The 24,630-nt window shown below is 69.1% G+C and carries 23 protein-coding genes; 11 read left to right on the top strand and 12 right to left on the bottom strand.

Going from position 1 to position 24,630, the window contains the following annotated elements:
- From KN815_RS26225 to KN815_RS26190, 8 genes are all read right to left on the bottom strand, one after another.
- The coding region (locus tag KN815_RS26225) for a hypothetical protein (protein WP_216344383.1) at nt 1-267 on the bottom strand (267 nt) is incomplete at its 3' end.
- A gap of 6 nt (nt 268-273) precedes the next feature.
- Nucleotides 274-846, bottom strand: coding sequence for a cysteine hydrolase family protein (locus KN815_RS26220; RefSeq protein ID WP_253209252.1), 573 nt, complete (start codon nt 844-846; stop codon nt 274-276).
- Nucleotides 843-2,210 (bottom strand): MFS transporter, encoded by a 1,368-nt coding sequence (locus KN815_RS26215; protein ID WP_253209251.1) that lies wholly within the window; start codon nt 2,208-2,210, stop codon nt 843-845. Before KN815_RS26215 ends, KN815_RS26220 begins: the two co-directional genes overlap by 4 nt.
- 117 nt (nt 2,211-2,327) lie before the next feature.
- Nucleotides 2,328-4,061, bottom strand: coding sequence for a hydantoinase B/oxoprolinase family protein (locus KN815_RS26210; protein WP_216344382.1), 1,734 nt, complete (start codon nt 4,059-4,061; stop codon nt 2,328-2,330).
- Nucleotides 4,058-6,172, bottom strand: a complete 2,115-nt coding sequence (locus tag KN815_RS26205) for a hydantoinase/oxoprolinase family protein (protein WP_216344381.1) — start codon at nt 6,170-6,172, stop codon at nt 4,058-4,060. The genes KN815_RS26210 and KN815_RS26205 overlap by 4 nt, the downstream gene beginning before the upstream one ends.
- A gap of 165 nt (nt 6,173-6,337) precedes the next feature.
- Nucleotides 6,338-7,492, bottom strand: a complete 1,155-nt coding sequence (locus KN815_RS26200; protein WP_216344380.1) for a pyridoxal phosphate-dependent aminotransferase — start codon at nt 7,490-7,492, stop codon at nt 6,338-6,340.
- A 96-nt stretch (nt 7,493-7,588) separates the two neighbouring features.
- On the bottom strand, nt 7,589-8,020 hold the full coding sequence (locus KN815_RS26195) for an ATP-binding protein (RefSeq protein WP_216344379.1): 432 nt from the start codon (nt 8,018-8,020) through the stop codon (nt 7,589-7,591).
- Between the two features lie 177 nt (nt 8,021-8,197).
- A complete protein-coding gene (locus tag KN815_RS26190; protein ID WP_216344378.1) occupies nt 8,198-8,911 on the bottom strand; it encodes a GntR family transcriptional regulator in 714 nt (237 codons plus the stop codon).
- A 418-nt stretch (nt 8,912-9,329) separates the two neighbouring features.
- Between KN815_RS26190 and KN815_RS26185 the strand changes: the two genes are divergently transcribed.
- Entirely contained in the window at nt 9,330-10,115 is a 786-nt protein-coding gene (locus KN815_RS26185; RefSeq protein ID WP_216344385.1) for a CoA transferase subunit A, read from the top strand.
- Nucleotides 10,115-10,777, top strand: a complete 663-nt coding sequence (locus KN815_RS26180) for a CoA transferase subunit B (RefSeq protein WP_216344377.1) — start codon at nt 10,115-10,117, stop codon at nt 10,775-10,777. The genes KN815_RS26185 and KN815_RS26180 overlap by 1 nt, the downstream gene beginning before the upstream one ends.
- Here the strand turns inward: KN815_RS26180 and KN815_RS26175 are convergent.
- Complete coding sequence (locus tag KN815_RS26175; RefSeq protein ID WP_253209250.1) at nt 10,769-11,242, bottom strand: MarR family winged helix-turn-helix transcriptional regulator; 474 nt, start codon at nt 11,240-11,242, stop codon at nt 10,769-10,771. The two genes, KN815_RS26180 and KN815_RS26175, sit on opposite strands and share 9 nt — an antisense overlap.
- Nucleotides 11,243-11,330: 88 nt before the next feature.
- On the opposite strand from KN815_RS26175, the gene KN815_RS26170 reads away from it, so the two are divergent.
- From KN815_RS26170 to KN815_RS26145, 6 genes are all read left to right on the top strand, one after another.
- Entirely contained in the window at nt 11,331-11,621 is a 291-nt protein-coding gene (locus tag KN815_RS26170; protein ID WP_216344376.1) for a hypothetical protein, read from the top strand.
- A gap of 169 nt (nt 11,622-11,790) precedes the next feature.
- Nucleotides 11,791-16,035 (top strand): type VII secretion EssC family protein, encoded by a 4,245-nt coding sequence (locus tag KN815_RS26165; RefSeq protein WP_216344375.1) that lies wholly within the window; start codon nt 11,791-11,793, stop codon nt 16,033-16,035.
- A gap of 125 nt (nt 16,036-16,160) precedes the next feature.
- The gene (locus tag KN815_RS26160; RefSeq protein ID WP_216344374.1) at nt 16,161-16,457 is read left to right on the top strand and encodes a hypothetical protein; all 297 of its coding nucleotides are present in this window, start codon (nt 16,161-16,163) and stop codon (nt 16,455-16,457) included.
- Between the two features lie 13 nt (nt 16,458-16,470).
- Nucleotides 16,471-18,018 carry a hypothetical protein gene (locus tag KN815_RS26155; protein WP_216344373.1) on the top strand — a complete coding sequence of 516 codons (1,548 nt, stop codon included), beginning with the start codon at nt 16,471-16,473 and terminating at the stop codon, nt 18,016-18,018.
- A gap of 63 nt (nt 18,019-18,081) precedes the next feature.
- Nucleotides 18,082-18,369, top strand: coding sequence for a hypothetical protein (locus KN815_RS26150; RefSeq protein WP_216344372.1), 288 nt, complete (start codon nt 18,082-18,084; stop codon nt 18,367-18,369).
- Between the two features lie 46 nt (nt 18,370-18,415).
- The gene (locus KN815_RS26145) at nt 18,416-20,119 is read left to right on the top strand and encodes a serine/threonine-protein kinase (protein ID WP_216344371.1); all 1,704 of its coding nucleotides are present in this window, start codon (nt 18,416-18,418) and stop codon (nt 20,117-20,119) included.
- A 53-nt stretch (nt 20,120-20,172) separates the two neighbouring features.
- Here the strand turns inward: KN815_RS26145 and KN815_RS26140 are convergent, their stop codons facing one another.
- Nucleotides 20,173-20,964: a helix-turn-helix domain-containing protein gene (locus KN815_RS26140; protein ID WP_216344370.1), complete on the bottom strand. Its 792-nt coding sequence runs from the start codon at nt 20,962-20,964 to the stop codon at nt 20,173-20,175.
- Between the two features lie 224 nt (nt 20,965-21,188).
- Here KN815_RS26140 and KN815_RS26135 point away from each other — a divergent pair, with 224 nt between their 5' ends.
- Nucleotides 21,189-22,136 (top strand): helix-turn-helix domain-containing protein, encoded by a 948-nt coding sequence (locus KN815_RS26135; protein ID WP_216344369.1) that lies wholly within the window; start codon nt 21,189-21,191, stop codon nt 22,134-22,136.
- Here KN815_RS26135 and KN815_RS26130 read toward each other — a convergent pair.
- Nucleotides 22,111-23,094: a helix-turn-helix domain-containing protein gene (locus KN815_RS26130; RefSeq protein ID WP_216344368.1), complete on the bottom strand. Its 984-nt coding sequence runs from the start codon at nt 23,092-23,094 to the stop codon at nt 22,111-22,113. The two genes, KN815_RS26135 and KN815_RS26130, sit on opposite strands and share 26 nt — an antisense overlap.
- A 32-nt stretch (nt 23,095-23,126) precedes the next feature.
- Nucleotides 23,127-23,915: a peptidoglycan-binding protein gene (locus tag KN815_RS26125; protein ID WP_301184646.1), complete on the bottom strand. Its 789-nt coding sequence runs from the start codon at nt 23,913-23,915 to the stop codon at nt 23,127-23,129.
- A 278-nt stretch (nt 23,916-24,193) separates the two neighbouring features.
- Here KN815_RS26125 and KN815_RS26120 point away from each other — a divergent pair, with 278 nt between their 5' ends.
- Nucleotides 24,194-24,508: a peptidoglycan-binding domain-containing protein gene (locus KN815_RS26120; RefSeq protein ID WP_216344366.1), complete on the top strand. Its 315-nt coding sequence runs from the start codon at nt 24,194-24,196 to the stop codon at nt 24,506-24,508.
- Between the two features lie 36 nt (nt 24,509-24,544).
- Nucleotides 24,545-24,630: MerR family DNA-binding transcriptional regulator (locus tag KN815_RS52315; protein ID WP_372458478.1), on the top strand; the 86-nt coding region annotated here is incomplete at its 3' end.

Below are 24,630 nucleotides of genomic sequence, written 5' to 3'. Positions count from 1 at the left end.
CCCCGGCTGATGCGAGACGGCATGCCCGGCCAGCAACGCGGAGCGCCGCGCCAACTCCAGATCGAAGCCGGCCAGGGGGGAACCCTCGTACCCCGAGACGAAGGCCGCGGTATCCCGTCCCACCCGCCGGTCATGCCTGATCCGGTCGAAGAGGACACGCACCAGGGCCTGGATGCCGGTGAGATAGACCGTCCCCCGCTCCCTCAGATAACGGTCGTCGAGCGTGAAATCACCATCCGTCGCCGCATGGACAACCGGTGCGGACATCGAAAATCACCCAACTTCCGCGAGCCAGGAACCCGCTGTCATCACCCGCGCGCCTCGTGCGGGGAAAATCCGCTCCATGAAGAAGTCATGGACATCCCGCTCGGCATCCGCGCAGGCGTCGCTCAGGACGGTGGCCCGAAAGTCGCGGTCCAGGGCGTCGTAGAGCGTTCCCGCGACCATGGCGCTGGTCGCCACTCCGGTCAGCGCGATCGTTTCGATGCGCTGGGCGCGCAGCACCAGGTCGAGTTCGGTTCCGGCGAACGCGCTGGTGCGGCGCTTGGTGATGACGGCATCCTCCGCCTGCGGCGCCAACTCCGGAATGATGTCCGTCTCCCCGGATCCCTCATGGAACAGCGGGCCGGCCTGGTGAAACGCCGTGAACAGGCTGTTGTTCGCCGAGACATCGAGGCCGGATACCCGCAGTTCCGTGCGGACGAGGACAACGAGGATGCCGTGCGCACGAGCGGCACTCACCAAGGACCGCATGGCGGGTACGGGCGCCCGGCTGAATGGATAGTTCGCCAGAATGCCTGTCTGCATATCACCCACGATCAGTGCGGTGTCGGTACGGCCGGTCACCCGATCTTCTCCGTTTCATGGGCCTGGGACAGTGGTTCCTGGGCGGTCGACCGCTCCGCCTTACGCCCGGCCGTCAGCAGGATCACCAATCCGGCGGTGAGCATGAGGGCGATGACCAGGAGGGCGTAGCTGAAGTCGCCGGTGGCATCAGCGATGGCGCCGGTCATATAGGGGCCGACGAATCCGCTGACATTGCTCACCGAGTTGATCAGCGCGATACCGGAGGCGGCGGCGGCGCCGGTCAGGCACAGCGGCGGCAGTCGCCAGAATTGCGCCATGGCGGTGTAGACACCGGAGACGCTGATACAGAACGCCGCGATGAACAGGACGTCCTGGTGGGTGAAGGTGGCCAGCAGCAGACCCACGACGCCGAAGGCCAGGGGGATCGCCGTGGAGAACACCACGGACCGGCGGGCCGCCACCCTGGCCCAGGCGAGCATGGCGACGATGGCGATCGCCGACGGAATGGCGGCGAGCAGCACACTGCTGACATCCGAGATCGCGGAGGCGTTCCCGGTAAGGGTGGCGATCATCGTCGGCAGAAAGAAGGCGATGGGGTACAGACCGAAGACGATGGCGAAGAAGGCGAGGGCCAGCATCCACACTCGTGCGCTGGAAAGCGCCTGACGCACCCCGGTGAGCGCGCCATGCGCGTTCTGCTGGGCCGCTTCCAGGGCGAGTTGCCGCTGGATGGCGTCCTTCTCCTGGCTGGTCAGCCATGTGGCGTCGGCGGGCCGGTCCGGCAGAAAGCTGAAGACGAGAATTCCGGCCAGAACGGTGAAAAGGCCCTCGACGAGGAACAACGACCGCCACCCCTCGTACCCGGTGAGCTGTTCACCCCAGGACAGCATGGCCGCGGCGAGGGGCGATCCCACGATGCCGGACAGCGGAATCATGATGAAGAAGCCCGACATGGCCCAGACCCGCTGTCTCCTGGGGAACCAGAAGGTCAGGTACAGCAGGATGCCGGCGGCCAGCCCGGCCTCCGCGAATCCCAGCAGGATTCTCATGATGTAGAGCTGGCCGACGCTCTGCACGGCCGCGGTTCCCATGGTGACGATGCCCCAGGAGACAAGGATCCGGGTGATCCATTTCCGCGCCCCGAATCGGCGCAGCATCATATTGCTGGGGATTTCCACGAGAATGTAGCCGATGAAGAACAGGCCGGAGGCCAGGCCCATCTGTCCGGCGGTGATGCCGAGACTTTTGCCGAGCGACTGTGCCACATAGCCGAGATTGGCACGGTCGATATAGCTCATCACGTAGGCGAGGCCGATGAGCGGAATGATGCGGATGCCTATTTTGCGCCATACAGGGCGCATGTCATCGTCTGTCTTTGTCAGGGCGGCGGTGACCTCGGCCATGACGGGATCCTCTCGGTGAGCGGGGTCCGCGGGTGGTGAGGTGGGAGGTGGGGTGGGAGGTGAAGACGGGGCGGGGATGGGGATGGGGATGGGGACGTGGCGGGGAACGGGGCGGTGCTAATGGCGCCCGGCGGCGCGCCGTCGCTGTGTTGCCGCCGTGTCGATCGTGCCGTCGGGGGTGACGACGACTCCGTAGTCGCGGCTCGCTCCGGAAGCGGTGACTTTTCCGTCGAGTACGTCCTGGAGGACACGGTCGGGGTCGCGGGTGAAGGGGTCCCCATGGCCGCCTCCACCGGCGGTGACATGCCGATGGCGGTCGCCGGAGGCGAGATCGCGGACGACCTTGGCGGGGAGTTCCAGTTCCTCGGGGGTGCCCAGGTTGAGGATGTTGGACGACGCCGTGCCCTGGGCTCCTCCCTGGAGACCGTAGGGCAGATGGGTGCGCCGGTCGGAGCGGATCTGCACCGAGACGTCGGGGGCGAGAACCGTCATATCGCGGAAGGTCGACAGGCCGCCGCGCCATCGGCCCGGGCCGCCGGTGTCGGGCAGATAGCCGTAGCCGTCGATGCGCACATGGCCGGACTGCTCGAGTTCCTCCACCGGTACGTTGGCCAGGTTGGCGCCGAGCGGGCTGACGCCGTCCACACCGTCGCGGTCCGGACGGGCTCCCCAGGCCCCGCACAGGATGTCCCACAGGACGTTGGTGGTTCCGTCCTGCCCGGTGATGCCGATGGCGACGGAGTCGGGGCCGCCGTCGCCCGCGGCCGGGACCCGGTCGGGGAAGACGGGGGCCAGCGCGCCGAGGACGGTGTCGATGATGCGGTAGGCGACCAGGCCCCGGGCGCCGCGGGCCGAGGGCCTTCGGCCGCTGAGGATGGATGCCTCGGGGATCGTGAACGTGAGGGGCCGGTAGAAGCCGCTGTTGGCCGGGATGTCGGAGCCCAGGGCGCCCTGGATGGCCGCGTAGGAGGCGGACCGGGTGAAGGACTCGGTGGCGTTGAGCGCCGAGGCGACCTGGGGGGAGGACCCGGTGAAGTCCAGGTGCAGGCGGTCCCCGGTGATGGTGACGGTGACGCGGAAGGGGATGGGCGGCGAACCCATGCCGTCGTCGTCGATGAAGTCCTCGAACGCGTAGGCACCGTCGGGGGCCTCGGCGAGGGCGGCGCGCAGCAGCGTCTCGGAGTAGTCGAGGAGTTCCTCGTTCAGCGCGGCCAGCCCGTCGATACCGTGGCGTTCGGCCAGTTCCTTCAGCCCTTCCCCGCCCGCGTGACACGCGGCGAGCTGGGCTTCCAGGTCGCCACGGAGCAGCTCGGGCTCGCGTACGTTGCGCAGGATGAGCGCGAGGAAGGTCTCGTTGAGCGTGCCCGCGTCGCACAGCCGGGACGGCGGTATCTGCACGCCTTCCGCGAAGATGCTGGTGGACTGCACCGCCATGGATCCCGCGGCCCAGCCGCCCACGTCGACATGATTGACGACGGTGACCGAGTAGCCGATCAGCTCCTGCCCGGAGGTGAACACCGGGGCGATGGCGAAGATGTCGGGCAGATGCATACCGCCCAGGTCGGGGTCGTTGAGAAGGTAGACATCGCCCGGGCGGACACAGTCGCCGAAGCTCTCCAGCACGGCGCTCATGGCCTCGGGGATGGAGCCGAGGTGCACCGGACAGGTGTTGGCCTGTGCGATCACCCGTCCGGAGGCGTCGCACAGCGCGGCCGAGAAGTCCATGCTGGAGGCGACGATCTGGGAGTGCGCGGTGCGCAGAATGGTGATCGCCATTTCGTCCGCGAGTCCGGTGACCGCGTTCCGATAGACCTCGAAGGTGGCGGCGTCGCTGATCGGGCGCGGGCTCATGAGGTGGCCTCCGGGGCTGTGTTCGTCCAGCGGATGACGATGTTGTTGAAGCGGTCGCGGTGGGCGGTGGCGGCCGGCGGTACGAGGGTGGTGGAGTCCATGTCCTCGATGACGAGGGGGCCTTGCCGGGGTTCCGGCGACAGCGCGGAGCGGGCGATCACCGGGGTCGGCTCGCTCTGGTCGAATCGGCACGCCCTGGTCGTTTCGGCGCCGGGCTCCGACGGCGGGAGGCTCAGAATCCGCTCGATGCTCACGGGATTGCGCACCCGCCCGCGGACGCGGAGGTTGACGATCTCCACCAGTTCGTCGGTGCCGGCGCGGCCGTAGGTGCGGTGGTGCTCGGCGTGGAACCGCTGCCGCGCGGAGGCCATCAGGGCCTCGTCCAGCGTCCCGCCCGGCACGGTGACGGACAGCTCGAATCGCTGACCGCGGTAGCGCATGTCGAGGATCCGCTGGACCTCGGTGTGTGCCGAGGGGTCGGCCTCCCGCAGGGCCTCGGTGACCTCCTTGGCCATACGGTCGAACTCGGCGCCGAGCAGGTCGAGCGCCTGGAGGTCGGCCCGGTAGGGCAGCACCGCCTGCCGTTCGGTGTCGGCGACGAGAAGTCCCAGACTGCTGAACAGCCCGGTGTGCACGGGGACGATGACGGTCTCGATGCCCAGCTCACGGGCGATGGCCGCGCCGTAGAGCGGCCCGGCGCCGCCGAAGGCCACCATGACCGCCTCCCGCGGATCGCGGCCGCGTTCGCTGGTAACGGCCTTGACGGCCTTGGTCATGCTGGACACGGCGACTTCGTAGGCTCCGCGCGCGGCCGCCGGGATGTCGACGCCGAGGTCCTCGGCCACCGGGGCGATGGCCTGCCGGGCGAGGTCCGGCTCGATGGTCACCCGCCCGCCGGCCAGGGCCTGCGAACTGAGGTAGCCCAGAACCACATTGGCGTCGGTCAGAGTGGGGCTGGTCCCTCCGTTGCCGTAGCAGGCGGGACCGGGCCGGGAGCCCGCGCTCTCCGGGCCGACCCGCAGGGATCCGGCGACGTCGGTGGAGATGACGCTGCCCCCGCCCGCGCCCACTTCGGCGATGTCGATGGAGGGCACGCGCAGCGCGTATCCCGCCCCCTTGCCCAGACCGCGGGTGATGTTCATGCCCCCGCCGACCTCGTAGTCGCCCGCGACGAACGGCTCGCCGTTCTCGATGAGGGACGCCTTGGCCGTGGTGCCGCCCATGTCGAAGGCGACCACGGAGTCGAGGCCCATGAGCCGGGAGAGTTTCCGTACGGCGATGACACCGGCGGCGGGCCCCGACTCGATGATCTGCACCGGGCGCCCCACCACCGAGGGTGCGTCGAGGAGTCCACCGCTGGACTGCATGATCATCAGGGGTGCGGAGACGCCCGCTTCCCGCAGGCCCTCGCCGAGCGCCGTCACATAGTCATGGACCTGGGGCCCCACATAGCTGTTGACGACCGCGGTGCTGGTGCGCTCGTACTCCTGCATCTGCGGGGTGATGTCGACGGAGGCGGTCACATAGGTGCCGGGGAGCAGGGCCCGCAGTTCGGCGGCGACCCGGCGCTCCTCCTCGGGGCAGGCATAGGAGTTGATCAGACACACCGCCACCGCCTCGATGTCCGCGGCCCGGATCTCGCCCGCCACACGGGCCAGTTCGGCGGGGTCCGCCGGGGGCTCGAGACGGCCGTCGGCGGTGATGCGCTGGTCGATCTCATAGCGGTGGCGCCGGGGAACGAGCGGGGTCGGCCGCTGCCAGGACAGGTCGTACAGCAACGGGCGGCGCAGCCGGCCGAGTTCCAGTACGTCCCGGAATCCCCGCGTGGTCACCAGGGCGGTACGTGCGCCGCGCATCTCCAAAATGGCGTTGGTGGCCACCGTGGTGGCGTGCAGCATCGCCGTGACCTGGTTCGGGAGCACGCTCGCCGCGGACAGCGCGGCCTGGGTGCCGCCGAGGACGCCGCTGCCGAAGTCCGGCGGTGTGGAGAGGACCTTCACGGGGACGACCCGGCCTCCGGGGCCCAGGGCGATGACATCGGTGAACGTCCCACCGATGTCGGCGGCGACGCGCCAGCTTCCGTCGAGGTCGGTCTTGGCAGGTCCTGGCACGTTCGGCTCCTTGAAAGGTGGCCCCTAGAGGGCTGCATCGCGCCGCCCCTCCGGCAGTTGCGATGACCCTAGGGGAGAACTGAGATCTCATCAATGGCCATCTAGGATCTTTATTGTTCGCGCGGCGCGGCACCCCACCGCACCGCGCATGCCGTCTTCCGTTCGCTACTCCACGAGAGCCGCGCGGACTCCCGCACTCCCCCGCGTCAGCTCCCCGAGCCGCCGCCCCGCCTCCTGAAGGTCGGCGGCGGATCCCCCGTACACCATGCGGATGTGCGTATCCGGCCCGGCGAAGGCGTCGCCCGCGATGGCCGTCACACCGTGATCCATCAGCAGCCGCTCCAGCCGGCGCCCGCGGAGTCCGAGAGGGGCGCAGTCGACGAAGACGAACACACCGGCGTCGGGGCGCACCGAAGCGAGACCGGCGCTCTCCAGCCCGTCCCGAAGAATGTCACGCCGGGCCCGCATGGTCGCGAACTCTTGTTCGATCCAGGTCTGCGGACCGGTGATGACGGCCCGCGCCGCGGCCTGGGCCACGTCGCCGACGTTGATGGCGTCCCATTCGAAGGCGTGGTGTATCGGCTTCAGCAGATGGGCGGGGGCGTGCACATAGCCGATCCGCCAACTGGTGAAGGCGTAGTTCTTGCTGAGGCTGGTGACCGTGACCAGATCCGGATGGTGATCGCGCAGCAGCATCTGCGGCACATAGCCGGGCCCGTCCCATACATAGCGCTCGTAGGACTCGTCGGAGAAGACGATCAGACCGTGCCGCGCGGCGATGTCCAGCAGCCCGCGCAGCCGCTCGCGGCCGGGCACATAGCCGGTCGGATTGTTGGGGTTGCAGATCAGCAGCGCCCGGGTGGCCGGAGTGATCGCGGCCTCGACAGCCGCCGGGACATGGTCCCAGCCGCGGCTCTCGTCGGACGGTACGTACACCGGCCGGGCTCCCGCCAGGCGGATCATGCCGTCGAAGAAATAACTCGGAGCGGGTACCAGGACTTCGTCGCCCGGTGACAGCAGAGCCCGCAGCGCCACGCTCATCCCGTGCTGGGCGCCATGCGTGATCAGCAGTTCGCTCTCCGGGTCCACGGTGAGCCCGTATGAGGCCGTCAGGTGTGAGGCGATGGCCTGACGGAGTTCTTCGGAACCACGGCTGCGCCGGGGGAACACCTCGCCCGCGGCGGTCCGTGCCGCCGCCACGACATGCTCCGGCATGGGAAGCGTCGGCACACCGCGGAAGGGGATCATGGCCGGCCGGCTCGGCGGTGCCATCCGGGCGCGGTCGGCGAGTTCGAGAGCCGGCAGACGTTCCAGCTTCATCAGGTTCCCTTCACGGGTCTTGGTTGCCACGGCGGGGCCACAGCGGGGCCGCCGCGGTGCCACAGCGTTGCCACAGCGGGCGGACCGGCGGCCGGGTTACGGGAGCGCGCCGGGCAGCCGGGCCCAGACGGTCTTGCCATCGGGATGCGGTTCGGCCGTCAGACCGCCGCCGAGCTCGGCGAGCAGCGCATCGGCGATCGCCATCCCGCGGCCATGACCGGCTTCCGGGGAGGCGGCCCGCGGCCTCGGAATGTCGCGGCAGTTGTCGCGGACACCGAGTTCAAGCGTTCCGCCCGTACCGATCCTGAGGATGACGACGATGCTCGGCGTGAGCACACCGGCGTGGATGACGGCATTGGTCACCAGCTCCGAGGCGATGAGGCCGATGGTGTGGACCAGCTCGGCGCCCTCGGCGAGCCCCCATTCGCGGAGGGCGCCCACCAGGGCGCTCCGGATCCGGGGCACGTCGGCGGCGGAGGGCGGCAGAGAGAATGTCCGGTCGGTCCGGGAGATCGCTGTGGCGTTCATGTTGATCATCTCGATGCGGCAGCGGGTGCGAGTATGAACTTCCACCCCCTTTGAGATCTCTATTCATGTATCTAAGATCTCAGTTCCAGCCCACCACTTTCGGGAACATCCGTCAACCCCTCGGGGGACGCGAGATGAATCCGGCCCACTGGGATCCCTTCTGGGCCCCCTCCGGAATCAGGTGACGCTGATACTGACCTCGGCGAGCGACGCATGGGACACCAACTGGTCGATGATCTGCTCCTGGGCGGCCTGCGTCCTGGCGCCCATGGCCGCACGGGCCGCGGCCGGGTCGCGGTCCCGGATGGCCTCGAGGATCTCCCGCCGCTGATGCGCGGCCGGTTCCGAGAAGGGCAGGGACTTCAGCGTGATCCGCAGGACTCGCTCCAACTCGTCGAAGACCCGGATGATCGACTGGGCGAGCATGTCATTGCCGCATCGATTGGCGATGATCGCGTCGAATTCGAGATTGGCGCGAAGGAACGCGTCGAGGCTGGCCGGGTCGCCCGTCTCGTAGGTGACCGACAGGAGCTCTTCCATCCGGGCGAGATCGCGCTCCGGGCACCCGATCTCCGCCGCGAGCCCCGCCGCCTCCACCTCCAGCAGCCGGCGGAACGCGCACAGGTCGCGGGTCCCCTTGAGGGTGACCGGCAGGACGCGGTAGCCCGAGCGGGGCAGCGCCTGCACCAGACCGTCCCGCTGGAGCCGGGTCAGCGCCTCCCGGACGGGCATCGTGCCGACGCCGGCCCGGTGCACGAGGGCCGACTTGGTGACATGAGTGCCGGGCACCAGCTCGAGTTCGATGATCTGGCGCTTGATGGCGGCGTACGCGCGCTCGGTGGCGCTGAGGCTCGGATGGTCTTCGCTCAGAATGCCCGGCAGATACTTCACACCGCCACCCTAACGCAGTTGCGATCTCACGTTATGGATACGGAGATCTCAGTCCGCCGCCCCGGTCTCCCCGCGCCGTCGCCCGGGTCTCTCCACGTCGCCGCCCTCGACTCCGAAGCACGGGGGTGGACAGCTCCGGCGGCGCCCGCTAACGTCCACCGCGAGTTAACGTTTACTAACTTCGGAGCCTCCGGGCTCCTGGTTTCGCCTGGCCGCCCGCCATCCCGGACCTGGGCCGGCCGCGAGCCCTCCTCGGCACTCGGCAGTTCCCGGGCATCCGGCGGGAGCCGCCGACCCCGCGAACCCGGCCGCGCCGCCACCGGCCACTTTCCCGGCCGGCGCGATACGGCGGTGCGCTGTCGACGGCTCGCCATCTCCGGCGAACCCGACCTCGATACGGAGGGCGTTCATGAACAAAATGGACAAAGTCGTCACTTCCGCCGCCGAAGCCGTGGCGGAGATCCACGACGGGGCCTCGCTGGCCGTGGGCGGTTTCGGCCTCTGCGGTATCCCCGCCGCACTCATCCAGGCGCTGCTGGAGCAGGGCGCGGCAGAGCTGAGCGTGGTGTCCAACAACTGCGGCGTCGACGGCTGGGGGCTGGGCGTACTGCTCGAGGCACGGCGCATCTCACGCGCCATGTGCTCGTATGTCGGCGAGAACAAGGAGTTCGCCCGCCAGTACCTCGCAGGCGACCTCGAGTTGGAGTTGGTGCCCCAGGGCACGCTGGCCGAGCGGCTGCGCGCGGGCGGTTGCGGCATACCCGCCTTCTTCACGCCCGCGGGTGTGGGAACCCAGGTCGCCGAGGGCGGACTGCCCTGGCGCTATGACGCCGAAGGCAATGTCGCCGTCGCCTCGCCACGGAAAGAGGTGCGCGAGTACGACGGGGCCCAGTACGTACTGGAGGAGTCGATCACCACCGACTTCGCTCTGGTACGGGCCGCCAAGGGCGACCGGCACGGCAACCTCGTCTTCGACAAGTCGGCGCGGAACTTCAACCCCCTGGCGGCCATGGCCGGGCGAGTGACCATCGCGGAGGTCGAAGAGCTCGTCGACCCGGGAGAGCTCGCCCCTGACGCGATCCATCTTCCCGGGGTGTTCGTGCGGTCGGTGCTCGCGCTCACCGCTTCGGAGGCCGCGGACAAGCGCATCGAGAAGACGACCGTGCGCACGGCGCACATCGTCACGGCGGGAGGAGCGAACTGATGGCCTGGACCAGGGACGAGATGGCGGCCAGGGCGGCCCGCGAACTTCCTGACGGCTCCTATGTGAACCTCGGCATCGGCCTGCCCACCCTGGTGCCCAACCATCTGCCCACCGGTGTCCATGTGGTGCTGCAATCCGAGAACGGCATCCTGGGCCTGGGCCCCTATCCCACCGTTGAGCAGGTGGACCCGGACCTGATCAACGCGGGCAAGGAGACCGTCAGCGTGCTGCCGGGAGCCTCGTTCTTCGACTCCGCCCTTTCCTTCGGCATGATCCGGGGCGGGCATATCGACGTGGCGATCCTGGGTGCCATGCAGGTGTCGGCCACCGGAGATCTCGCGAACTGGACCATCCCCGGGAAAATGATCAAGGGGATGGGCGGCGCCATGGACCTCGTCCACGGCGCCCGGCGCGTCATCGTCCTGATGGACCACACGGCCAAGGACGGCAGCCCGAAGATCGTCGAGGAGTGCGCGCTCCCTCTCACCGGCAAACGGTGCGTGCAGCGCGTCATCACCGACCTGGGCGTGATCGACGTTACGGAACGCGGCCTGGTTCTCGCCGAGGTCGCCCCGGGCGTCTCCACCGATGAGATCGCGGACCGGACCGGAGCGCGTCTCGACGTCCGGGCGGCGGCCCGTCACCCGCGCGCATCAGCGTGAACGGTCCGCCTCACCCTGAGCGAGGGACTCCGTCAGAAGCTCCAGGCGCATGGCGAACGCGGCGGCCTCTCCCGGCGGCCACGTCGCCATCTCCTCGGCCAGGAAGGATTCCAGCGCCCCTCGCAGCGCCGCGACCGCCCGCTCCCCCTCAACGGTGAGGACCAGCCTGGTGGCGCGGGCATCGGCGGGGTCGGGGCGGCGGTCGATCAGCCCGGCCTCCTGCAATCGGGTCGCGTAGCGGGTGGTGACGGTGCGGTCCATCCCGATCACCTCCGCGAGCTTGGTGGCGGTGACGGGCCCCATGCGGTCGATCCCGGACAACACCGGGTAGGTCGTGGCGTCCACGCCCTCCACCCCGGAGGTCAACCGGCTGTAGAGCCCGGCGCGGGTGGCCCGCTGGGTCAACGCCCCGATGGCCGCGGCCACGCGGGCGGCGGACATGTTGTCACGTGTCGTTTCGCTCACCCCTCGATGATACGTGCAAAAAACACGGAGTCCTGGTACCGTCCAATGCGTGCAGAAAGCACGTTCATTCAACACGCAGGAGATGGCCATGTCGCACTCGCCTTCGCAGCCGCAGCAGCCCGCCGTTCGCCCCGAGGACGTCCTGCCCGCGGGTGTCGACTCGACCGCGATCAACGGGAGGACCGTCCGCAAGGGCTCGGTGGCCGCGTTCGTCAGCAATGCCATACGACTGGACGACCTCACCGAGGGCACCCCCGAGCACACGGCCGTCGTCGCACAGATGCGGGAACTCACCCCCGCCCTGCGCACCATCGGCCTCTTCGAGGTCTTCCAGCCCCTCTCCCCCGAGGTGGAACGGATCATCGCCGAGGTCGCGTAGCACGGCGCGGGCAGCCCGGAAGAACGCCCCCACGATCGCGGATCGTGGGGGCCGTTCGCATGGCGCCGGAAGTCAAAGACTCTGCGTCCGCCGTCAATGACTTCCCGAGGGACGGTCCTCAGACTCGGCATACCCCTTGCGACAAGGGCCACTGTGGAGGGACTGTGCCGTGCGCATCATCTACGCCGATGGCGAATCCGAGCGGGAGATGGAGCTGCGAGTCGGCCGGCCGGACGCCACGCTGGCCGACTTGGCCGCCGCTTTGGACGTGCCCGCGACCGGACTGAGCATCGACGGGCGGACGGCACCGCCGGAGACGGGGCTGAGCGAATGCGGTCTCGCCCATGGATCACGGGTGGCCCGCGCGGGCTGGGACCTCGCCCGCGGACCGCGCGCCGCGGCCGCCGTGCTGCGGGTGGTCGGCGGGCTCGAGGCCGGGCGCAGCTTTCCGCTGAAGGCGGGCAGAACGGTCATCGGCCGGGGCGCCGATGCGGATGTGCGGGTCGTGGCCACGGGGGTGTCCCGACTGCATGCGGCGTTCGAGATCGCGCCCGACGGGGCTGCGCACGTCACCGATCTCGACACGGCCAACGGCACGGACGTCGGTGGCGAGCGCATCACCGAGCCGGGCGTCCGGGTGCGTCCGGACGACCTGGTCTCGCTCGGCGGTGAGGTGCTGCTGCGCGTCCTGCCGCCCGACCGCCTCGGACCCGTACAGCGTGTCAACGCCGTCCGCGAGGTCGGTCCCGGCGGCACCCTGCCGTTCAACCGCGCACCACGCGGTGGCCGCCCGGCCGATCCGCCTCGGATCGCCGTCCCCGCTCCCCCGCCGAGCGCGAACAAGGCTCCGTTCAGCATCTCCAGCATGCTGGGGCCGCTGGTTCTGGCCGGTGCGATCGTCGCGCTCACGCACGACGTCCGTTACGCGGCCATCGCGGCGCTCACCCCCCTGATGTTCCTGGCGAACTTCGTGGAGGAGCGGCTGCGGGGCAGATTCACCCTCCGGCGCGGGATGCGGGATCACGCGGCGCGCATCGCGGAGTTCGAGCGGACCGTGGCCGCGCGCCATGCCGCCGAGTTCCGTACCCGCCGGGGCGCCCATCCCGATCCGGCGGAGGTGGTCCACCGGGCCACCGCGCCGGGGGCCGCCCTGTGGGAGCGGCGCCCGGGCGCACCGGACTTCCTCAAGACCGTCGTCGGCACGGCCGACCTGCCTTGGACGCCGTCTCTCGACACGGATTCCTCCGGACCGGCCCCGGAGGCGGCGGACATCCTGGGCGCCCGGTGTGTGCTGCCGCAGGTGCCGGCCGTGGTCGGGATCTCGGCCGGTGAGGCGGTGGGGTTCGAGGGGGACCGCCGGGCGGCCCTCGCCGTCGCCCGGTCCCTGCTGTGCCAGGCGCTGGTGGGGAGTGGGCCGGCCGATGTGACCCTGGCGGTGTTCGCCGACCCGTCGCGGCTGGCCGACTGGGAGTGGACGAAGTGGCTGCCGCATGGCGCCGACCCGCAGTCGGGGACGTCGCGGCTGGTGGCGGTCGGCCCGGAGCAGTCCGACGCGCTGGCCCGCGGCCTGCACTCCGCCGCGCCCCGGCGCACGGAGGACGGCACCGGGCCGGTGCTGCTGGTGATCGTGGACGGCGCCACCCTCCTGGAGGGCCGGCCCTGCCCGCTGCGGGACCTGCTCGCCGACCGCACCCGGCGCTGCGGGGCCATGGTGCTCACCACCCGGCTGCCCGCCCTGTGCACCTCGGTGGTCACCGCCTCGGCGGAAGGCCGTGGGCAGGTACGCGACGTGGCCTCCGCCGAGGTGATCGCGGATGTGCTGCTGGGCGGCATGCCCGAAGCCCAGGCGCGCGAGATCGCCAGGGCACTGGCCCGCTTCGAGGACCCGGAGCTGCGGGTCGAGGGCGCGGGGCTGCCGGACCGGATCTCCCTGCTGCCGCTGCTGGACCTGGCCGCCGTCTCCGGCTCCGAGGTCGGCCGGCGGTGGAAGACCCGGGCCCCGGCCCTGCGGGTGCGGGCCGTGCTCGGGGTCAGCGAACGCGACCTGTTCACCGTGGATCTCGACGACGACGGTCCGCACGCGCTGATCGCCGGTACCACCGGATCGGGCAAGAGCGAGCTGCTGCGCACCCTCATCGCGAGCATGGCCATCGACGCCGACCCGGAGCATCTGACCTTCGCGCTGGTGGACTACAAGGGCGGTGGCGCCCTGGACGAGTGCGCCGAACTCCCGCATATCGTCGGCCTGGTCACGGACCTCGACGAGCAGCTCGGCGAGCGCGCCCTGCGCTGTCTGGACGCCGAGCTGCGCCACCGCGAACGGCTGCTGCGCGCGGTGGGCCTGAGCCATATCCGCGACTACCAGCGGCTGCGCGACACCGCGGACGCCAAGAACGTCAAGAACGCCAATGACACCGACATGGAGCCGATGCCCCGGCTCGCCGTGGTGATCGACGAGTTCGCCGCCCTGGTCAAGGCGCTGCCGGACTTCGTCGACTCGCTGGTGAGCATCGCACAGCGCGGACGCACCCTCGGCGTCCACCTGATCATGGCCACCCAGCGGCCCGCGGGTTCGGTGAACGACGCCATCAAGAACAACGTCAAGCTCCGTATCGCGCTGCGTCTGGAGAGCGGTGAGGACTCGCAGGACGTCGTCGACAGTCCGGCGGCGGCCGGAATCGGCACCCGCCAATGGGGACGCGCCTACTACCGGCTCAGCGCGCGCGAGGTGCTGCCGGTGCAGACCGCGCTGTCCAGCGGGGTCACCCCGCAGGCGGCGGTGACCGCCCCGGTGACCATCGCACCGTTCATCCTGGGCATGCCGGTACTGACCGCGGCCGACGACGGCGACGAGGGCGAGACCGATCTGCGACGGCTGGTCACGGCCGCGCGGAAGGCCGCCGACCTGTCCGGATTCGCCCCGCCGCGGCGGCCCTGGCCCGATCCGCTGCCCGATGTCCTGCACCGCGCGGACCTCCCCGCGGTCGCCGAACAGGGCCTGCACACCGAGGCCGCCGGCCTGCCCTCCTGGGCGCTCGCCGACGACCCCGACCGGCAGCGGCAGTACGCGGTCGGATGGGACCCGGCCGCCGGAAACGTCGTGCTCTACGGGGGCGGCGGCGCGGGCACCTCCACCGCCCTGGCCGCGCTCGCCCTGGCCGTCGCCGGCTCCTGCCCGCCCGACCGGCACCACATCTTCGCCCTCGACCTCGGCGCGGGCGACCTGGCCCCGCTGGCCGCGCTTCCGCACACCGGCGCCCATATCGGGTCCGCCGAGCGCGAGCGGCAGATCCGGCTGATCAAGCTGCTGCGGCGGGAGCTGGACACGCGCAAGGCACATGGGCCGGGGGACTTCCCGCAGTGGCTGGTGCTGCTGGACAACCTCGGCGCACTGCTGTCGGACTTCGACAAGGACATCGCCGGAATGAACCTCATCGACGAGCTGGCCCGCGTCTACGCCGACGGCCCGGCGGTCGGCATCAGGTTCGCGGTCAGCGCCGACCGGTCGGGGGCGGTGCCGTCGGCCTGGTCCGCCCTGACCCAGACCAAGCTGCTGATGCGGCTGGCCGACCCCGGCGAGTACGGATACTTCGACGTGCCGCGCAACGCGGTCCCCACGTATGTGCCGGGCCGGGCGATCGTGGCCGCCAACCGGCAGGTGATCCAGATCGGCTGGCCGGGCGAGGACCTGGCGGCGGCCGTAGCGGAGACCTCCGCCCGGTGGACCGGCGCCCGGCGCAGCGCCCCGGAGATCGGTCTGCTGCCCACCGACGTCCCCGCCACCGCCCTCGCGAAGCCGCCCCGGACCGCCACGGACCCCTGGTGGCTCCCCGTCGGCCTGGACTCCGACACCCTCGGGTGCGCCGGACTGCGGCTGTACGAGCGCGAACACGCCCTGGTCGCCGGGCCGCAGCGGTCCGGCCGCAGCACGGCCCTGTGCACCATCGCCCGGCTCGTGACGTCCTCCGCCGACGCCCCGACCACGGTCGTCGGCTTCGCCCCGCGCCGCTCCCCGCTGCGGGACCTATCCGGTCTGGCCGCCCTGGCCACCACGTACGACGAGCTCGAACAGGCCCTCGCCACGCTGCCCCTGGACCAGCCGGCCCTCCTGCTGGCCGACGACGCCGACACGGTGGAGGACGAGCGCGGCTTCCTGGAATCGTGGCTGTCCTTCCCGGCCACCGGCCATCATCTGATCGCCGCGGGCCGCGCCGACGCCCTTCGCCGCTCCTACGGCCACTGGACCCAACGCGCCCGCGACAGCCGCTGCGGCCTCCTCCTCGCCCCCGACCACGACCTCGACGGCGACCTGCTGGGCACCGAACTCCCCCGCCACGACCGCATGGCGCCGCTGCCGGGGCGGGGGTACTTGGTGGTGGACGGGGTGGCGTCGGGTGTGCAGGTGGCGAACTGACGGATGGTCACCGGCATATGACGCATTGCGTGAAGTGCACAGGGGCTGTGCGCCCCGGGTCAATGACATGGGCAGGCCCGGGGCCGGAGAATCCTCAGGTGAGCCGCACGGGGGGGAACTGACTGATGCCACCGAAATACGATTTCGCCGCCGCTGATCGGCTCAGTCAGCAGTTGTTCCAGCTCGTCGGCAGACTCGAATCGTTCATTCAGCTCCGTGAGGGCCAGTGCAAGGCTCTCCTCGGTGGCCGCCACAGCGAAAACTGGCAGGGCGAGCGGCGCGATGGTTTCCAATCCGACTTCGGGGGCCAGCAGACAGCGCTCGGCGCGCTCAAGGAAGCGGCCATCAAACTCCAGGCTCAAGTGGCCAACGCGACCGCAGCGGCGCACGCCGCCGAAAAGGCCGAGAAGAACAAGCATTAGGTGTGAAGGCGACATGAACAGAGTCTCCGCGATTCCGGAGAACCTCTCGAGGTATTCCGATACCTGCACCCAAGGTGCCGAGCAGCTTCAAACCTGGGTGCGCAGGGTGCTGACGCCCGCTCTTCTGGCCTATGAGAACGGCGGCGGGCCCTGCTCTTCGGGGGCCATTGACGCGAACGTCGCCAGGCAAGTGGCGGCCGCGTACTACACCGACCGGGACGTGAAGACCGTCGGCCTGGCGTTCCTGCGGGCCGGAGGCGTTCTCGTACGGGGGCGGAACCAGCCGATCTTCTCCAACGACAAGGCCATCGACAAGGCTTTCAAGCAACTACAGAAAGAGGCCGCACATCAGGGGCAGATCAACGCGGGAGCCGCACTTGCCCGCAGCTCGATGAACACCAAAGAACGCCAACGCGAGCTGGCCAAGAATGCCGACGATCCCTATTTCTGTGCAGGCTTCTTCAATGCGCTGGAAGCGCGAAAACTCGAGGAGTTTCTGGGACAGTCGACCGACACTCAACCGTTTGTGAGCGCTTACGCCAGCGGCCTGCTGAGCGAGGCGACGACCGCACATGTCGTCGAAGCGCTCAGCCGACTCGCCGGCAGAGACAACTCGCCGGAGCACTACCACATGACCGCCGAGCGGCAGATCGCCTTGCTCAATGCGCTCGCGAGCAACCCGACGGCGTCCGTGAACTTCGCCAACTCCCTGACCGCTGGGCAGATCAGGCATCTGATCCATGGCGAGGCTTCGCTCAACCCCCCGCTGCGAAGCACCCTTCTCGGCGTACTCACGACGGCGATGGAGAACATCGGTGGCCAACCGCAGGCCCACGCCCTGATGGGGAAGGTCTCCCAGGCGCTCTTCGCACCTGATGCACCGGCACTGCACAAAACCGACCTGAACCAACTGCTGCCCGGGCTGACCCTCTTCTACTCGGCAGGCGTGCGACACAGCATCACACCGCCGGAGAAACTCGACGCGAATGACCTTCGCCAGTGGGCCATAGGGCTCGGGGGACTGGCCGGCCAGGAACTCCGGCCATTCATGGCGGCGATCGAGAAAGTCGACCTCAACGCGAAGAACTCACTGATAAAGCTCGTGGTCGACAAAGTCTTCATCCAGGTGCTTTTCAAGGTGGTGGGGCCGGCTTCACCGGAAGGGCTCGTGGCGACTGTCGCCTACAAGGCCGCCATGATGGCCGCCAAGCGCCTGGTGTCCAAGCACAACCCCTTGGATCATGTGCTCAACAAGCTGCTGCCCACGGGACGGTATGAGAACACCTCCTTGATCAACGACAGGATCGCGGTGGGAGGACTCACGCTTTCCGTCAGCACGCTCATCTCACGGGGTCTCGTCCACCACCAGGACGGCCGCAAGGTCGAGTTCACCGGCGACCCCGAGATCAACAGCCAAACCCTCACCACGGTCCTTGAGAATCCAGAGCAATACTACGCAAGCAAGCCGAATTCCAAGGAAAAAATTCTCCCCACCATTGAGGACCTGATGGACAAATTCACCCTCAGGGAAACCTCCGGAGCCAAGACCCCGCCCAATTAGCCGTAAGCCCCGGCCGGGCTCATCAAAAGCCTCCGGGACCGAGTCGAAAACAGGAGAAACACCATGTCCGATGACAAGATCTCAGTCGACAGCGCCGCACACGCCGCAAGCACCAAATTCCTCAACATCATTCACGGCGGCTTCCAGCAGTCCATCACCCATCTCTCCGCCGCCGGGAACGTCCTGAGCGACCCGAGCCACTGGAGCGGCCCGTACGCCTCGCAGTTCAGGTCCTCCTGGAGCAGCGCCCAGGCGGACCTGAACAAGATCAGGCAGTCTCTGGACGAGTTCCAGCGGAAGTTCGACACGGTCCTGAAGAACATCTCCGAGGCCGGCGGCAAGCACCACTGAACATGGCCCGAGGGCGTCACAGCAGGAACTCCATAAGGAAACTCCCATGCCTGAGACCGACCCGGCCCACCCCTGGACCGGAGAGCTGACCCCCGCCGATCTCCAACGGCTCGGTGCCGAGCCGCTGCGCCGGGCGGACCCGGTGACGATCGGGCCCTACCGGGTGCTGGCCCGGCTGGGCGGTGGGGGGATGGGGCGGCTCTTCCTCGGGCGGGCCGTGGCCGCGGATGAGTCGCAGTCGGCCGCGTACACGGCCCGGGAGCTGGTGGCCGTCAAGGTGATCCGGCCGGAGTACGCCGAGGACGCCCGGTTCCGCCGCCGGTTCGATCGCGAGGTCGAAGCCGTGCGGCGGGTCCACGGCCGGTACACCGCCGAGTTGCTCGGGTCCGGGTTCGACGAGGACGAGCATCTGTGGATGGCGACCGCGTACGTCCCGGGCCTCAGCCTGGACGAGGCGGTGCGCCGCCATGGCCCGCTGACCGCGCCCGTCGTGTGGAAGCTGGCGGCCGAGATCGGGCAGGCGCTCGCCACCATCGCCGCCGCCGGGATCGTTCACCGCGATCTCAAGCCGTCCAACGTCCTGCTGGGCACGGACGGCGCGCGGGTCATCGACTTCGGGGTGGTCCACACCGCCGATGCCAGCGCGCTCACCACGACCGGCCAACACGTCGGCACCCCGGCGTATATGTCACCCGAGCAGGCGGGCGGCCGGGCCGTGGACTCCGCGTCGGATGTCTTCTCGCTCGGCTCGGTCCTGGCACTCGCGGCCACCGGCCAGGCGCCGTTCGGCGAAGGATCGACCGGGGGCGTCATCCACCGGGTGATCTACGATCCGCCGAGCACGGACGTCGTCGACCGGGTGGCGGAGAGCGCCCCGAAGCTCGCCGAACTCATTCGCCATTGCCTGGACAAGGACCCTGCCGCCCGGCCCTCACCGGAGCGAGTGGCCGAGATCGCCCGCGACCGTGATCCGGCCGCAGAATGGCCGGATCCAGTCGCTGAGTTGATCGCGACGCGCGCGGGGTGGAGCGGCCGGTCGGCCGCCGTGTCGCCCATGGACCAGTTGACGGTCCTCCGGCGCGGCGCTCCTCAGCGTACGGTCAAACAGACCGGTCCGAGGAAGAGGCGGCGGGCGATGGTGCTGGGAGCGGTCGCGGCCGTGGTGGCGGCGGTCGCGGTCGTGGTCGCCTTCATCGTCCCCGGGAACGGGGCGTCGCAGGAGGCGCACTCGAAGGGTTCACGCGCCGGCGTCCATGCGGCGTCGCCCACCGTCTCGCATACGCCCGCCCCGACGCACCGGGCGAAGAGACATCCGGTGCCGAGCACATCGACTCCGCGAGCACAGACGCCTCCTGCCGCGGCCCCGTCCGTGGACCCGCCCGGCGGCAGCGGAGGGGATACGGCGCCCACCCACGCGGCCGGTGAGCCGAAGCCGCGGCCGAAGTCCCAGCCGACCAAGGTCATCACCCACACGCCGAAGCCGTCGCACAACGCCCCGAAGCCACGGCCATGGACCTCATGCCGCTACTACTCGGGGACCGCCCTCACGAAGTACCGCGACAAGGGGGATCGCGTTCGTGAGGTGCAGTGCATTCTGAAGGCCCGCGGATACAACATCGGCCCGTACGGCGTCGATGGGGATTTCGGGGACGACACGCGACTGGCGGTCAGGAAATTCCAGCAGGCTCATCATCTGCACGTCGACGGCATTGTGGGTGAGGACACCTGGCCGGCCCTTCGAGGCGGCTGAGGAGGTGTGCCGCCAGGGTCCTTCTGACGCCGCGGAGATCCGTCAGAAGGGCCCTAGTCCCATTGCGTACAGAGATCCTTCGCACAGGCACGGACCCACACACCGTGGCCGGCGGGAAGGTGGACCGTCCGGTGGTAACGCGCGCCCTTGCCCGGCGCCGCGGAGGCGAGATCGATGATCTGCGAGCAGACATCCGGATGATTGGAGACACAGAGCTGGGCCGTGGCCTTCCCCGCGCTGTCCGGGTTCTCCACATACCCGTTCACCGTGGCACTGGCCGATTGCCAGCAGACTTTCCCCCTGGTGTACACATGGATGTCCACGTAGTAGTCGCGGCAACCGGACGTCGGGGGCTTGGGAGCGGATGTCCGGCCGAACCATGGACGGACCAGGAACGCGGACAGCGCAATGGCCATTCCCAGCCCGGCGAGCAGAATCACCTTTCGCCGGTTGCGGAACGGCCCGCGCGGCCGATGAGTTGATTCATCGGCGGGCACCGATGGTTCCGCATCCGTCGGGGTCTCGCGAGGTGGGGCGGCTTCCCGCGTCTCCATGGCCGTTTTCAGGGCATCGTCCCAGAATTTCAGCAGCGGCCCGGGGTCGGCGCCGCACGCCTGCGCGATCTCCGCGACCGCGTCGCGCCCGGGAAACAGCTTTCCGTTGATGTAACGCTCGAGCGACGCCTTGCTGTAGTGGGTCCGGCTTTCCAGCCGGGCGAAGCTCAGCCCCGACGTCTGTTTGATGCGCCGCAGTTCGGCCGCCAGTTGCCGTCCGGCCGGGGAAGCCAGCGCAAGCGTGCCTTCATGAGGCACCCCCCTCGCCGCGTCGGAGTTCGCCGCCCCCATGCCATTTCCCCCCGTATGTCCTGTCTTGTGGCGAGACCCGGAGTGGGTGGCGTCTCAGGACGTCCCATGGGACGCCTGATCCCTTCCTGAGCCGGCCCGAGGTGTCAAGAGTGTAGAGGGAAGCGCTTCGCACGGGTGGCGAATGTGTGAGCCCACGCGGCGAGCGGGCTCGCGGCCCCGGCGAAGTCTGAAGTCCCTCGCTTGCACGAAAGGCACTTACGGTTGTGAAAACGTACGACACCTGTGTGGATTCCCGCGGCACAAGCGGCACAAGGGTGCTGGACCTTGGCCAGGTGCGTATTTCGGTATTGAAGCCCCTCGCGCCGGCACGGGAAAGGGAATACCGTACGTCCCTCCACCCCAACCCGGGCAACTGGCTCATCGTGCTCTCGTTCCATCAGGAGCCGTCGCCGCTCCAGAGGCGAGCAGGAACTCATCAGGCGGCCACCGCTTTTGTTCTGCGGGAGGAGACCCAGCCGCTCGATCTGTCGCTGCTCGACCACGAGAAGCCGGAACAGGCGGTAGTCGTGCAATTACCTCGCAGTGCCGTCCCCATTCCCCCGTGTGCGTCGCGAAATCTGACGCGGGGGCCGGTGCCGCTGCGGAACGGGCCCGGGGTGGTTCTGGCCCGGTTCCTGGAAGGAGTCGCCGACCAGTGCGCGATGCTGGAATCGGCGCCGGTCGGGCGCCTCGGATCAGCCGTCATCGACCTCTCGGCAATGTTTCTCACCAGCATGTTGGAGCGGCGGGAGGTGATTTCCCCCTCGCCGAAGACGGAACTCATCAAGGAGATCAAGAGGTTTGTCATTCAGCATCTGAACGAGCCGCGGCTGTCTCCCGCGCTGATCGCTGCCGAGCATCACATCTCCCTGCGGTACCTGCAACATCTCTTCCAGCAGGATCAGCGAACGGTCCGTGGGTTCATCCGCCAAGAGCGGTTGGAGCGTTGCCGCGCCGATCTGGCGGACGCGTCCCATGCCCGCCGGACGGTCGGAGAGATCCGCGCCCGATGGGGATTTCAGGATGACGCGGTATTCGGCAGGGTCTTCAAGAAGACCTATGGAATCTCTCCCGGCGAGTACCGCAAGGGGCGGATCCACGGACCCGGGTCCCGGGCCACGGTGGTGGGCCACGCCGCCGCGCCCCTCACCTTGGGGCAGCGGCGCCGTTGAAGCATTCCCTGCCGGGTTGCTGAGCCGACGGGTAATAGCAGGCACGAAGGCGCGAGGGATGAGCCGCGGCGACCATGGCGGTGGTGACCGGGCCCTGGTCCGACGGCAAGGTGGTCACCACAGCACTCTGGCGGTGCCCTCCCGGTCCGGTGATCTCGATGCGGAAGCCCATGTGCGTGGGCCGGGTACGGATCCAGCCCGCCTGACAGCTCGGGCTGAGGCGTATTTCGAGTCGGGTGCCGTCATCGGCCGTATGCGATGCCACGGTGATGGGGTCCTCACAGGCCGTGGTGCGAGGGTTGCGGCCTTCGCAGGACCCCAGTCGGCAGACGGGCGGGCGGGCGCGTGACGCACGGGTGGCACTGTGCGACATGTGGTAGATGGCGGCGGGCGTGATCATTGCCGCACATGCGAGCAGCACGCCGACCGTGGCGGTTCGAGGCCGTCTGGTGATGAAGGCGGACGCCGCGAGGAGCGCCCGGTGCAACGGCCCGGGGTGCTGGTGCTGGTGCTGGTGCTGGTGCTGGTGCTGGTGCCGGCACGGGTCCGGGTCGTCGGGCCTGGCCGAAGCGGAACGGTCGGCGGTGGGGTTCGAGCGGAGGTGGTCGGCCGCGATGCCGTGCTCGCGGCCGCTCCAGGCCGCATCCGCCACAGCCCACCCGGCCAGGATTCCGGAGCCGGCCTCCCCCACCTCGGCCTCCCCCACCTCGGCCTCCCCCACCTCGGCCTCCCCCACCACCCGGCACAGGGCTGCGACCGCGTGGCGCGGTGGGAACTGCTTCCCGTTGAGATACCGCTCCCAGGACGACTTGCTGATGGCCGTGGCTTCCGCCAACTCCGCCAAGTTCAGGCCGCTGCGGGCCTTCAACTCCCGCAGATCGGTGACCAACTTCGCGCATTCGGGAGGCAGGGTCAGGGGCAGTTCGCGCCAGCGGGATGTCCTCCGCGAGTTCTCCACGCGCCGAGCCCTTCCTTGTCACGACCGGGTATTCACTCCACGTGGCGCAAAAGCGCCCACGTCTGCTCCCCCACGACGCCGTCCGTGGGGACATGGTCCTGCCGCTGGAGCCGTTTGACCTGCGTTTCCGTACGCGGTCCGAAGTATCCGTCGATGTCTCCCGGGGACAGCTTGTGGCGCAGCAGGAGACACTGCACCTCGGCCACCTCGGGGCCCGTGCTGTTGAGCATGACCCGATGGGACATGGCCGCGCTGTTCCCGGCGAACAGCAGGTCGGCACGCCGGGTGTAGGCGCAGGTGTACTTCCCGACCTTGGCAGCGGCCCCTTGTCCGCCCCCGGCCTTCGGATGCTGAGCGTCCATGACCAGCAGTACGGAAACGACCGCGGAGAGCAGAAGCCCGCCCGCGGCCACGGCCAACGCCACGACGCGAATCCGTGGCGCCTCGGCTTCCGGCGTATCGTGCGCCGTATCGCCTCCGGCCGTGGAACAGGCGTCCGAGGCGGTGTTCCAGGTCCTTTCGGCGGCGTCCCGCAACTCGAGCAAAGGTGCGGCATCCTCGCCGGCGATCCTGGCGATGGCTTCGACGGCCGTCTCGGGAGGCAGGACCTTGCCATTGAGGTAGCGCTCCCACGATGAACCGCTGAAGGGAGTCTTCGTCTGGAGGGAAACCAGGCTGAGGCCGCTGCGGTCCTTCAACAGTCGCAGTTGTCCTACGAACCGCCGCCCGTTCGCGTCGAGTGACGGGGGCAGTGCTCGCCATCTCACTACGCTCCCCCTCCGCAGCACCCGCCCTCGGGCCCGGCCCCGACCCCGACCCATGGGTCCCGGAGCCCGGAGCCCGGAGCCCGGAGCCCGGAGCCCGGAGTGAGTCTCCTCCCGTCCGGCTGATCGTGGAGCGCTTTCGCCGCTACTGTCCCACTTCCAGGCGCCAGATCCGGACATCAAGTATCCGGGAGGTCCTGGGAGGTCCCGGGACGTCTCCGGTTGTTCATCCCGGCTGGTGAAGCACCACGCCACCCGACAACAGTGATGACGACCACGGGTCACCGAAGCCGTGGAGTCGCCCGCGTACTTCACCCGACGAAAGGTACTGACGGATGTCCATACCCAAGGCTGTCGTCGCCTCGGCCGCGGCGGTCGCCCTGACCAGCATGTCGATCGTCATCGCCGATTCGGCCATGGCTGCCGGTGCCACCTCGGCGAGTTCCGCCGCCGTGCAGTCCTACAGTTGCTCCAGGACGTACTACAGCGGCACGGCCATCACCGAATCCGGTGACACCGGAAACAGGGTGATCGAGGCGCAGTGCCAGCTCTACCACCGCGGATTCCTCAGCGCCGGACAGGTGGACGACATCTTCGGAAGCATCACCTACAACGCGGTTCTCCGCTTCCAGAAGGAGTATGACATCTAGTGCCTGATTCCTGCCTACTGCTGTCCAGAGTTACGTATGATGGTCAGCATGTACCGGATCAGCGAGTTCGCGGAGCGTATCGGCCGTTCCCCTTCCACCGTTCGCAGGTGGGAGCGGGAGGG

It is taken from the genome of Streptomyces niphimycinicus (assembly GCF_018883605.1).
In the GTDB taxonomy this organism is placed as follows: Bacteria; Actinomycetota; Actinomycetes; order Streptomycetales; family Streptomycetaceae; genus Streptomyces; species Streptomyces niphimycinicus.
The sequence above is the reverse complement of the archived record's forward strand: the minus strand, read 5'-3'. Positions and strand labels throughout refer to the sequence as shown.